Consider the following 10,326-nt stretch of genomic DNA (forward strand, 5'->3'; position numbering starts at 1 on the left):
GCCGACTCCGTCGACTCCGTCGACTCCGTTTGAGGGCTCCCTCGCCGGAGGAGCGGAATCCATCCGGAACCATCCCTGGAAGATCGACAGGATCGGCGTGCACTTCTTCGGCTCCGTGCGGACGGCGAGGCTGCCGGAGGGGGTGCGCGGGGAGCGGGTCGGGCGGGACGCGCTGGACGCCTCGCGCATAAAGGGTGTGCGCGCGGCCGGAAGCCGCTAGCTTTCCGTCGTCCTGCCCCGCCGCCGCTCCCGAACCCGCCGCCCCGTGTCCATGCTCGAGTCCGACCTCGCCCCGCCGCCGCCCCCGGCCGCCGACCCGCCCGCCCGCCGCCCGCACGTGATCACCCCGCGCGCGGTGGCCAGCTGGGTCCTGTACGACCTGGCGAACACCATCTTCTCGATGGGCGTGGTGTCGCTCTACTTCTCGCTCTGGGTGCGCGACGAGGTGGGCCCCCAGCGCGCCGACAGCGTGTACGGGACGATCACGGCCGCCTCCATGGCCATCATCTTCTTCGTCTCGCCGCTCCTGGGGGCGATGACGGACCGGGCGCCGCGGCGGATGCCGTTCCTGGTCACCAGCACGCTCGTCTGCGTGGCCTTCACCATGGTGCTGGCGCGCTTCGGCTTCTGGCCCACGGTGGCGTGCTTCGTGGTGGCCAACGTGGCGTACCAGGCGGGGCTGCAGTTCTACGACGCCATGCTGCCCGAGGTGAGCACCGAGGAGAACCGGGGGAAGATCGGGGGGATCGGCGTGGGCGTGGGCTACCTGGGCTCGTTCCTGGCCGTGGGGCTCGGCTTCCTGATCGACACCGAAAACAAGGCGCTCCTCTTCCTGGCGATCGGGGTGGCGTTCCTGGTCTTCGCCATCCCCTGCTTCCTGTTCGTGCGCGAGCGCGGCAACCCCCGCCCGCGCCCGATCGACCGGCGCATGATCCTGGAGTCGACCTCGCAGACGCTCCGGACGCTGCGCTCCACCCAGCGCTACCCCGGCCTGCTGCGCTTCCTGGTGGGGCGCGTCTTCTACACCGACCCGATCAACACCGTGATCGCCATCATGGCGCTCTACACGGTGAACGTGGCGGTGGGCACCGGGCTCACCGAGGAGCAGGGCCAGGCGCAGGCCCGGCTGATCATGATGTCGGCCATCACCTTCGCGGTGGCGGGCGGCTTCGCCTGGGGGCGGCTCACCGACCGGCTGGGGCCGAAGCGCACGCTGAACCTGGTGCTGTTCTCGTGGATGGCGGTCTTCGCCTTCGCGGGGGTGATCGGGATCGTGGGGCTGCCGCTGTGGTGCCTGTACGTGGTGGCGGCCGGCGCCGGCGTCTCGCTGGGCGGCATCTGGGCGGCGGACCGGCCGTACATGCTGCGCCTCACCCCGCCCGCGCGCATCGGCGAGTTCTACGGGCTCTACGGGATGGTGGGTCGCTTCTCGGCGGTGGTGGGCCCCGCCATCTGGGCGCTGATCACGCACCTGACCGTCGAGCGGGGCGGGATGCTGCCGCGCGTGGGCCAGGGGATCGGGGTGTTCGTGCTGCTGCTGCTGGTGGTCGCCAGCTTCGTGATCCTCCAGCCCGTCTCGGACGAGCCGAGGCAGTGGAGCGCCGCCGACCGGGGGGAGGAGGGGGAGGCGCCGCGGGAGAAAGAGTGACGGATGGAGGCCAATCTCTTTAGATTCCGTCGTGAGCCCAGTCAGGACGGTAGTTTCGTGAATCCCGAGGTGAAGACCCCATGAACGATCCCGTTCCTCCCTCGATACGACTGGATCGGACGGCCCTCTCGGTCGTTCCGCTGTTCGAGGACTCGGACGAGAAGCGGTACTGGCATTCACGCTCCCCCGCCGAGCGCCTCCGCCACGTCGAGATGCTGCGCCGGATCAACTATGGACCTCGGGCGATGGCCAGGCTCGAAAGAGTTCTTGAGGTCGTTCCGCTCGAATGGCGAGAGACCGATTACAACCGATGAAGGTGAGTACCATGTCCGAGACCAAGAGCGTGGTCCATAGCGACCCGGACATCCTCGGCGGCACACTGGTGTTCGCCGGAACTCGCGTACCCCTCCAGAACCTCATCGATTATCTGTCGGCGGGTGACAGCCTGGAGGACTTCCTGCGCTCGTTTCCAACGGTCAGCCGCGAGCAGGCGGTAGCGGCGTTAGAACAGGCGGCGGAGGCTCTGGAACACCTTGCGCGCGCTGCTTGACGAGCAGGTTCCAGCCGACCTCGCCGAACTGATCGCCCAGGCCGGCCCGCGGCACGTCGTGCGCACCGTCGCCGACGAGGGCTGGAAGGGGCTGAAGAATGGCGTGCTCCTCCAGCGGATGCGGGAATCCGGCTTCGGTGCGCTGGTCACGATAGACCGCCGGATGGAGTACCAACAGAACATCCCGCGCTCTGGGATCGGATTGGTCGTGCTGCACGCGCATCGGGCACGCATCCAAGAGCTCGCGCCTCTGGCTCCGGCTATCGCAACCGCTTTGGACACGGTACAACCGGGTGAAATCATCCACCTGCGCGCACCACCTTCGGCTTGAGAACGCCCGAATACGAACGGGCCGGGGGCGCTCCCCCGGCCCGTTCGCGTTCATCGCGTCAGCGCGCCGGCGCCGGAGCCGTTTCGTCCGGCGGGACGGGGGCGTCGCAGATGCGGAAGACGTCGGGGGCGGTGCCCGGCGGGAAGGGCGGGTTGGGGCCGATGCGGGCGAGCACCGCCATCTCGGTCCCGATCTCCGGCATCAGGCAGAACTGGTCGCGCCGCGCGAGGACCACTGGGCGCATGAAGCGCGTGAACTCCTGCGTCTGGTCGAACACGATGTACCGGGCGCGGGCCGCGGCCGCCGCCGCGAAGAAGCCGTCGGCGCCGGCGTCGAACGGGTACAGGCGCGACGGGTAGCCCGAGATCGCCCAGAAGAGGCTCGGCTTGCGCGACAGCACCACCGACCCCTCGGGGAGCCGCCCGCGCACCTGCTCGGCCACCACGAAGATGGTCCCGAACACCGGCGCGTGGCAGGAGAAGTGGTTCCCCGCGGCGTACTCGGCCCGGCACTCCTCGGCCCTGCGCACCTGCTTCGCGAACCCCGGGACCGCCGCCAGCACCAGCAGCGCCGCCGCCCCCGCGCCCACCAGCCGGCGCCTTCCCAGCCGCTCGCCGGCCAGCCCCAGCGCCTCGCCCGCGTACACCAGCATCAGCGGGAGCGCGGGGAGGAGGAAGCGCGAGTCGGCCCACTCCTCCGGCCACACCAGGATCAGCCCCAGGTAGAGGGGGACGAACAGCTCGGCCACGCCCGGCCGGCGCAGGCGCCGCGCCCACCCCGCCACCGCCAGCAGCACCAGCGCGGCGGCCGCCGCGATCAGCACCGGGTGCTCGGGGAGTCCCGCCAGCAGCGAGGGCAGGTGCCAGTCGACGTACTTCAGCGCGTTCTCGCCCACGCGCGCGAACAGGCCGCCCACGCCGATCGTCCCCAGGTCCGGCCGGTACGGGTCCTTCAGCCAGAACTGCGTCACGTACGCGCCCCCGCCCGCCGCCAGCCGCTGCCGCACCGCCCAGGCGACGGCGAACGGGAGCACCACCGCCAGGAAGAGCGCCAGCTCGCGCCAGCGGCGCCGGAGCGCCAGCCACCCGGCCGCCGCCACCACCAGCGGCAGCCCCGCCGAGCGGGTAAAGAGCGCCAGCAGCGTCGCCACGGCCGCGAGCGCCACCCACTTCAGCGCGGACCACGCCGGCGCCGGCCGCGCGTCGTCCGCCGCCACCGCCGCCGCGCCCGGGCGTGCGGCTGCCGCGGGAGACGCGGCGGGCTCGCCGGCCGCGGCGGACCAGCGGGCGAACGCCCAGAGCGCCAGCATGGTGAAGACCCAGAAGGGAACGTCCGACAGCTCGAGCTGGCTCTGGTCGATCACCCCCGGGCCGACCGCCAGCAGCAGCCCGGCGCCCAGCGCCACGCCGGGGCCACTCACCCGCCGCGCCCAGGCGTACGAGAGCGCCACCGCCACCCCCGAGAACGCCGCCACCAGCACCTTGAAGCCCACCCACGGCTTCACGCCCAGCAGCATCGCCACGGCCAGGATCGCCGGGAAGCCGGGGGGGAACTGGGTGTGCGGGCGCAGCGCCGGGTCCCACAGCTCCACGTAGCCGCGCCCCTCCAGCAGCGAGCGCGCGAGCGCCAGGTACGCCGCGTTGTCGCCCCCCAGGTGCGGGGCGGGGTTGAGCGCCATGAGCGTCAGCAGCACGTGCAGCACCCCGAGCGCCAGCGCCACCTGCCACGGGCGCGGCGCCCACCCCGGGCCGGCGGGCGCGGGCGCGGGGCGCGGCCTCTCCTTCGGGCGGGACCTGGCGGACTTCGCGGGGTGGCGGGCGGCGGGCATGCGGCGGCGTCGCGGCGGGGGCGCGCAGGTTGCGGTCGGAAGCGGGAAGAATACTCGCGGGCGGCGTCCGGCGGAAGGTGCCCGGGCGGCGCGGGGAGACGGACGGAGGCACGGATGGCCGACTGGAAGCGGGCGATCGAGAAGGTCGCGCACCGGGTGGAGACCACGCTGGACGAGGGGCGCCGCAAGCTGGGGCTGATGGGGAGCAGCGAGCACCGGCCGCGCATCGAGGCGTACCGCACCTTCGGCCGGCCGGACCGCGCGTACGTGCGCGGCCGCGTGCTCCGGAGCCCGCCCGTGCAGCCCTCCACCGAGCACGACAGCCCGTGGCTGAACCTGGCGGCGATGGTGCGGCGCTTCGAGAGCGACGAGGTCCCCCGCGCGCGCGTGGTGGTGCGCTTCCCCGGCGGCGAGCACGAGGTCGCCGCCAACGACGAGGGGTACTTCGAGTGCTGGGTGGAGCCGCGCCCGCACTTCTCGGCGTCCGCGCTCTGGCACACGCTGGAGCTGGAGCTCGCCCACCCGCGCGAGGGCGACCAGCCCGTGCGCGAGCAGGCGAGCGTGCTGGTGCCGCCCCCGGGGTGCGCGCTGGGGGTCATCAGCGACCTGGACGACACCGTCATCCGCACCGACGTCACCTCGACGCTCCGGATGATGAAGAACGTCTTCCTCCACAACGCGCGCACCCGCATGCCCTTCCCCGGCGTGGCGGCGTTCTACCGCGCGCTGGAGAAGGGGACGGGGAAGACGGCGTTCAACCCGATCTTCTACGTCTCCAGCAGCCCCTGGAACCTGCACGACGTGCTCACCGACTTCCTCACCGTGCAGAAGATCCCGCTGGGCCCGCTGCTCCTGCGCGACTGGGGGCTCACCAGGGAGGGCGTGGTGCCGGGGAAAAACACCGAGCACAAGCTCGACGCCATCCGCCGCATCCTGGGCCTCTTCCCCGACCTCCACTTCGTGCTGATCGGCGACAGCGGGCAGGAGGACCCGGAGATCTACCTGCAGGTGGTGCGCGAGAACCCCGACCGCGTGCAGGCCGTCTACATCCGCAACGTCACGCCGAACCCCGAGCGGGTGGGCGCCATCGAGGCGCTGGCGAAGGAGATGGAGGCCGCCGGCAGCGCGCTGGTGCTGGCCGAGGACACGCTGGAGGCCGCCCGCCACGCCGCCGAGCAGGGGTGGATCTCGCCCAACGCGCTCCCCGAGATCGGCGCCGTGGCCCGCGCCGAGGAGGAAGAGGAGCCCTCCCCCGAGGGCACCGAGCAGGTCAACCGCGAGCTGAGCACGGAGCCGCGGGAGTAGGTGGGAGAATACTGATCAGCGGATGTATTTCAGGTGTCGCAGCGCCTGCTCGATCTCTCCGCGAAGGGACTGGAAAGCAGGCAGGTCCGCGAGCCGCGCCAGGTCGATCGTCTCTGCGATCAACTGGAGAGAACCTGCGGCGGTGCTCGCTATGCGGCTGCGTGAGCCACGCAGGGTATTCCCGAAGGCGCTGTTCAGAACCGCTTTCGGATCTCGGAGACTCTCGCAGTCCCGGGGCCGTTCAGGGACACCGAGCTCAGCGTCGGAGAGAGTCGTTCGGAAGGCAGCGCGCAATGCGTTGCCATCGGCAACCGCCCATGCCTCCATCTCCCGGACCGGGATCACCGCGACTCCGGCATAGCCCGGCCCCAGTTCGGCCAGAGCTCGGGCGAGGCCCGGCGTGACCTGTTCGCCTCGCACCCTGGTTGGCCTGGTCCCCCCGTCGGCATGAACGAACAGGATGTGGAACGAGCCGGCCTCAACCCTGGCGGCCTCGGCGATCTTCACCTCGCGCGTGCTGTCTCTATGCTCTTCTGGTGAGGTCAGGGGCACGACATCGCCGATCTCCAGCGGACGTTCGCCTTTCGCGAGATAGACTTCCTCCACGACGCGTGGAAGCAGGGAGCCCAGGAACCGGTAGTCCGTCGACCCTTCTGCGAACAGCGCGAGCCCCAGGAAGGACATCTAACGGTCACCCTGCCTGCTGTACGACGGTTTTGAGATACTGCGCAACGTCGAAACGTGTAGCATACCCACCCCTGTCACGCTGCCCGATTCCCAGGTCCCCCTGATCGTCGGGAACGATTCTGCGCATGCGCGTCTTTCGGCTCCTGGTTCTGCTTGCCGGATCAACTACCGTCACGGTATCCGCGAAGACCACCTCGGTACCATCGAGGTGTGAAAGGACGACTGGCGAGTGGCTGTTCAGGAGCATTTGCGTCAGCGCTGCGCGCTCGTCGTAATGGGTCAGATCGGCGCGCGTGACCATTCCTCGCAGGATGTCGATCAGCGCCTCCAAGCGGGCCGGATGAATTCCGTTCTCCGGCTCTTCGAAGCACACCAGGCCCGAGTGCTTGGGATCGTGGAGCATGGTCAGAAGTGCCAGGACGCGCAGAGTTCCGTCCGAGATCACGCCCGAGCTGAACGCATGCTCGCCACCGACCTGCACCTTGACGCGGAACTTGCGGTTAAGCTCGTCCTCTTCCACGTCTACCCTGGCGACACCTGAGATCAGCCGTGACAGGTCGGCACCGATTTCCGTCAACGCGCCATGCGGGCGAGGCTCGGTGCGGGTCTCCGCTTCGATCCTCGCGAGGACGGTCGGGAGGTTCGAGCCGTCAGGCTCCAGCACCTCCGGAGCATTCTTCGGGCTGGGCTTGCGCAGGGCCCCCGGATCGAGCTGGAGGAACTTCCAGGACCTCAACTCCTCCCGAAGAGCGAAGAGATGCGGAAACTCCGCGCTCGTGATGCTGGACAGGATCGTCGTTTCCGCGGCGGTCGCCGAGCGGTTCCGTCCGCCGGTCGGGTCCTGGTGGATGTGGAAGGTGGGAATTCCGTTCACGTCCTGCGTCGACAGGAAGGGAGTAGACCTTCCATAGCTCATGAATGCGCGCTTGAACGCGGCCGAAGGAGACCGTCCATGAGGTCTCCATCCGTCCGCGTTGCCGCGGATCGGCTCGGCGGTCTCGCGCGCGACCACCAGCCGCTCAATCCCGCGCGCGTCGGTTCGCCGCTCGAGGTCCACCTCGTATCGCAGGCGGGTGTGCCGAACCCGGGCAGTCCCCCCCCACGGGTCTGCGACGGTCCGGTGCAGGAGCACCTCCACCGCAAGGCTCATCCGGGATCCCGGCTCTCCGCTCGGCTGAATCCTGAACAGTTCATGCGGTTCTCCGCGTAGACCATTGAACGCGGTCCGGAGGTCATCGACGGCGAGACGGGAGAGCAGCTGGATCGCGTCGAAAAGGTTGGACTTTCCGGTCGCGTTCGGTCCGACGACGACCATGAACGGCTCCAGATCGAGCGAGAACTTCTCGAACGTCTTGAACCCGTCGATCTCGATCCTCGTGAGCATTCAGCCGCTCCACAACGCGGTGGGAGACGCGGTCCATCCCTCTCCCTAGATTCTACTCGCAACCATGAATCAATGACAAGCGATCAGAACCTCCCGACCCACCATTTTCTCTTCTTCCCGCATCGACTAGATTGCCGGCTCCTCGCACCTGAGCCGAGCCCATGAACTTCATCTTCCAGGCCCACTCCGGGCTGCGCTACTTGGTGCTGCTGGCCGGCATCGCCGCCGCGCTGGTGATGGCCGCCGGCCTCTTCTCGCGGCGCGCGGCGTACGACCGCCCGGCACGGACCGCGATGGCCGTGTTCGCCGGGGTGCTGGACCTGCAGATCGTGCTGGGGATTGTGCTGGTGGCGCTGGGGGTGTTCTACCCCTCGCTGATCGGCCACCTGACCATGATGCTCCTGGCCGCGGCGGCGGTGCACGCGGCGAGCGTCCTGGCCCGCAAGCAGGGCGACCCGCGGCGGGCGTACTCGCTGGGGCTGATCGGCGCCGTGCTGGCGCTCCTGCTCATGGTGCTGGGGATCCACGCCATCGGCCGCGGGGTGTTCGAGGGCCGGGACGCGCCGTCGGCGGGGGTGGAGTCGGCGCGGTAGGGCGAGTACGAGAGTACGGAAGTACGAGGGTACGGGGTACGGGACGACGCGGGTCGTCGCGGGGAATCGCCACCGGGCAGGGAAGCCATGACCGAGGCAGCGGCCGAGCAGACGGGGGCGGTGGAGGGGCACGGCGGGATCTTCGTGGTGCGCGGCAGCGGCACGCACCGGCAGTGGAACAACATCCGCTACAAGACGGGGCTCTCGGCCGCCAACGTGGGGGCCAGGCAGCTCTCGATGAACGTGGCCACCATCCCGCCCGGCGGGGTCGCCTACGCGCACGTGCACGTGGGCTTCGAGGTGATGCTCTACATCCTGGAGGGCCGCGTCCGGCACGAGTACGGGCCGAACCTGCGCCACAGCGTGGAGAACGAGGCGGGCGACTTCATCTTCATCGAGCCCGGGGTGCCGCACGAGGTGTTCAACCTGAGCGACACCGAGCCCGTGGTGGCCGTCGTCGCGCGCTCCGACGCCGGCGAGTGGGAGCACATCGTCGACTACGACCGCGAGACCGGCGAGCTCGTCGAGCGCGGGCGGAAGGGGTGACGCCCCTCCAACGTCAACAGATTGGCCTCACGCAGAGGAAGCAGAGGTAGCAGAGGAAAACCGCGCGAGCGATGTGTTCTCTGCTGACTCTGCTGACTCTGCTGACTCTGCGTGAGACCAGCAGTTGTCTTTTCGTGGAGGATGGGGATGCTGCGGTTCGAGAAGGTGGTCCCGGAGGGGGCGGAGGACGGCGCGCCGCTGGTGGTGCTGCTGCACGGGCGGGGGAGCGACCGCTTCGACCTGCTGGGGCTGGCGCCGCACCTGGCGCCCCGCGCGGTGGTGGTCTCGCCCGAGGCGCCCCACCCGGGGATGCCCTGGGGGTACGGCCCCGGCTGGGCGTGGTACCGCTTCCTGGGCCGCAACCGCCCCGAGCCGGAGAGCTTCGAGGCCTCGCAGCGCGCGCTGGCGGCGTTCCTGGAGGAGCTTCCCGCCCAGCTCCCGGTGCGCACCGGGCCGCTGGTGCTCGGCGGCTTCTCGCAGGGCGGGGTGATGTCGATGGCGTACGCGCTCCGCGACCCGGGCGGCGCGCCGCTGGTGATGAACTTCAGCGGCTTCCTGGCCGACCACCCCAGCGTCTCGCCCACCCCGGAGACGGTGCGCGGCACCCGCTTCTTCTGGGGGCACGGCACCCACGACCCCAGCATCCCCTTCGAGCTGGCGGTGGAGGGGCGCGCCGCGCTCGCCGCGGCCGGCGCCGACCTGGAGGCGCGCGACTACCCGATCGGCCACGGCATCTCCCCCGACGAGGCCGCCGACGCCCGCGAGTGGCTGGAGCGCGCGCTGGCCGCCTCCCGATGATCTTCGACACCGCCGCGATCACCGCGCGGCAGCGCTACGAGCTGCTGATCTCGCTGGTGGTGCCGCGCCCGATCGCGTGGGTGTCCACGCGCTCGGCGGCCGGGCAGGCGAACCTGGCGCCCTTCAGCTATTTCGCCGCGGTCTCCGCCACGCCCTTCCTGGTCTCCGTCTCCATCGGCAGCCGCAAGGGCGCGCCGAAGGACAGCCTGCGCAACATCCTCGACACGGGCGTCTTCTGCGTGAACGTGGTCGCCGAGGGGCAGCTGCGGGAGATGAACGAGACCTCCGGCGAGTACGGCCCGGAGGTCGACGAGTTCGCGCTCGCCGGGCTGGCCGCCGCGCGCGCCGAGTCGGTGGACGCGCCGTACGTGGCGGGCGCGCCGGCGGTGCTGGAGTGCCGCGTCTTCAAGGTGGTGGAGCTGGAGGGCTCGCCCAACACGCTGGTGGTCGGCGAGGTGCTGCGCGTCCGCCTCTCCGACGAGATCCCCCTGGCCCCCGAAACCCTCTTCGCCGACACGGCCGCGCTACGCCCCGTCGCCCGCCTCTGGGGCGACCTCTACGCCCTGATCGGCGAGATGCCGGCGCTCCCCCGGCCACAGGTCGGATGAGTTCCCGCGGAGAAGCGAATCGGCCGGGGCACCCGCCCCGGCCGATTC

Annotated in this window: 12 protein-coding genes; 9 read left to right on the forward strand and 3 right to left on the reverse strand. The window is 70.4% G+C overall.

What is annotated here, in order from left to right; genetic code table 11:
- The first annotated feature begins 271 nt into the window (after nucleotides 1-271).
- The 4 genes from VF746_28205 to VF746_28220 all read left to right on the forward strand — a co-directional run bounded on the left by VF746_28205 (nucleotide 272) and on the right by VF746_28220 (nucleotide 2,529).
- Entirely contained in the window at nucleotides 272-1,648 is a 1,377-nt protein-coding gene (locus VF746_28205) for an MFS transporter (GenBank protein ID HEX8696334.1), read from the forward strand.
- Nucleotides 1,649-1,728: 80 nt separating this feature from the next.
- On the forward strand, nucleotides 1,729-1,962 hold the full coding sequence (locus VF746_28210) for a hypothetical protein (GenBank protein HEX8696335.1): 234 nt from the start codon (nucleotides 1,729-1,731) through the stop codon (nucleotides 1,960-1,962).
- A gap of 11 nt (nucleotides 1,963-1,973) precedes the next feature.
- Nucleotides 1,974-2,198, forward strand: coding sequence for a DUF433 domain-containing protein (locus VF746_28215; protein ID HEX8696336.1), 225 nt, complete (start codon nucleotides 1,974-1,976; stop codon nucleotides 2,196-2,198).
- Entirely contained in the window at nucleotides 2,182-2,529 is a 348-nt protein-coding gene (locus tag VF746_28220; GenBank protein HEX8696337.1) for a hypothetical protein, read from the forward strand. The genes VF746_28215 and VF746_28220 overlap by 17 nt, the downstream gene beginning before the upstream one ends.
- A gap of 58 nt (nucleotides 2,530-2,587) precedes the next feature.
- Here the strand turns inward: VF746_28220 and VF746_28225 are convergent, their stop codons facing one another.
- Nucleotides 2,588-4,357: a hypothetical protein gene (locus VF746_28225; GenBank protein HEX8696338.1), complete on the reverse strand. Its 1,770-nt coding sequence runs from the start codon at nucleotides 4,355-4,357 to the stop codon at nucleotides 2,588-2,590.
- 114 nt (nucleotides 4,358-4,471) lie between these two features.
- Between VF746_28225 and VF746_28230 the strand changes: the two genes are divergently transcribed.
- Nucleotides 4,472-5,662 (forward strand): phosphatase domain-containing protein, encoded by a 1,191-nt coding sequence (locus tag VF746_28230; GenBank protein ID HEX8696339.1) that lies wholly within the window; start codon nucleotides 4,472-4,474, stop codon nucleotides 5,660-5,662.
- Between the two features lie 15 nt (nucleotides 5,663-5,677).
- Here VF746_28230 and VF746_28235 read toward each other — a convergent pair whose 3' ends face one another.
- Both VF746_28235 and VF746_28240 read right to left on the reverse strand, forming a co-directional pair.
- Entirely contained in the window at nucleotides 5,678-6,346 is a 669-nt protein-coding gene (locus VF746_28235; GenBank protein HEX8696340.1) for a hypothetical protein, read from the reverse strand.
- Between the two features lie 7 nt (nucleotides 6,347-6,353).
- Nucleotides 6,354-7,733, reverse strand: a complete 1,380-nt coding sequence (locus tag VF746_28240; protein ID HEX8696341.1) for an AAA family ATPase — start codon at nucleotides 7,731-7,733, stop codon at nucleotides 6,354-6,356.
- A gap of 161 nt (nucleotides 7,734-7,894) precedes the next feature.
- On the opposite strand from VF746_28240, the gene VF746_28245 reads away from it, so the two are divergent.
- From VF746_28245 to VF746_28260, 4 genes are all read left to right on the forward strand, one after another.
- Nucleotides 7,895-8,326, forward strand: a complete 432-nt coding sequence (locus VF746_28245; GenBank protein ID HEX8696342.1) for a hypothetical protein — start codon at nucleotides 7,895-7,897, stop codon at nucleotides 8,324-8,326.
- Between the two features lie 87 nt (nucleotides 8,327-8,413).
- A complete protein-coding gene (locus VF746_28250) occupies nucleotides 8,414-8,872 on the forward strand; it encodes a cupin domain-containing protein (GenBank protein ID HEX8696343.1) in 459 nt (152 codons plus the stop codon).
- 147 nt (nucleotides 8,873-9,019) lie between these two features.
- Complete coding sequence (locus VF746_28255) at nucleotides 9,020-9,670, forward strand: hypothetical protein (protein ID HEX8696344.1); 651 nt, start codon at nucleotides 9,020-9,022, stop codon at nucleotides 9,668-9,670.
- Nucleotides 9,667-10,278 carry a flavin reductase family protein gene (locus tag VF746_28260; GenBank protein HEX8696345.1) on the forward strand — a complete coding sequence of 204 codons (612 nt, stop codon included), beginning with the start codon at nucleotides 9,667-9,669 and terminating at the stop codon, nucleotides 10,276-10,278. The genes VF746_28255 and VF746_28260 overlap by 4 nt, the downstream gene beginning before the upstream one ends.
- Nucleotides 10,279-10,326: the final 48 nt, after the last annotated feature.

Source organism: Longimicrobium sp. (assembly GCA_036389795.1).
GTDB lineage: Bacteria > Gemmatimonadota > Gemmatimonadetes > Longimicrobiales > Longimicrobiaceae > Longimicrobium.

Excerpts from the sequence above, each read along its gene's own strand:
- VF746_28235 (HEX8696340.1), bottom strand. The coding sequence starts at position 6,346 with ATGTCCTTCCTGGGGCTCGCGCTGTTCGCAGAAGGGTCGACGGACTAC.
- VF746_28260 (HEX8696345.1), top strand. The coding sequence starts at position 9,667 with ATGATCTTCGACACCGCCGCGATCACCGCGCGGCAGCGCTACGAGCTG.
- VF746_28240 (HEX8696341.1), bottom strand. The coding sequence starts at position 7,733 with ATGCTCACGAGGATCGAGATCGACGGGTTCAAGACGTTCGAGAAGTTC.
- VF746_28225 (HEX8696338.1), bottom strand. The coding sequence starts at position 4,357 with ATGCCCGCCGCCCGCCACCCCGCGAAGTCCGCCAGGTCCCGCCCGAAG.
- VF746_28205 (HEX8696334.1), top strand. The coding sequence starts at position 272 with ATGCTCGAGTCCGACCTCGCCCCGCCGCCGCCCCCGGCCGCCGACCCG.
- VF746_28215 (HEX8696336.1), top strand. The coding sequence starts at position 1,974 with ATGTCCGAGACCAAGAGCGTGGTCCATAGCGACCCGGACATCCTCGGC.
- VF746_28230 (HEX8696339.1), top strand. The coding sequence starts at position 4,472 with ATGGCCGACTGGAAGCGGGCGATCGAGAAGGTCGCGCACCGGGTGGAG.
- VF746_28210 (HEX8696335.1), top strand. The coding sequence starts at position 1,729 with ATGAACGATCCCGTTCCTCCCTCGATACGACTGGATCGGACGGCCCTC.
- VF746_28245 (HEX8696342.1), top strand. The coding sequence starts at position 7,895 with ATGAACTTCATCTTCCAGGCCCACTCCGGGCTGCGCTACTTGGTGCTG.
- VF746_28250 (HEX8696343.1), top strand. The coding sequence starts at position 8,414 with ATGACCGAGGCAGCGGCCGAGCAGACGGGGGCGGTGGAGGGGCACGGC.
- VF746_28255 (HEX8696344.1), top strand. The coding sequence starts at position 9,020 with ATGCTGCGGTTCGAGAAGGTGGTCCCGGAGGGGGCGGAGGACGGCGCG.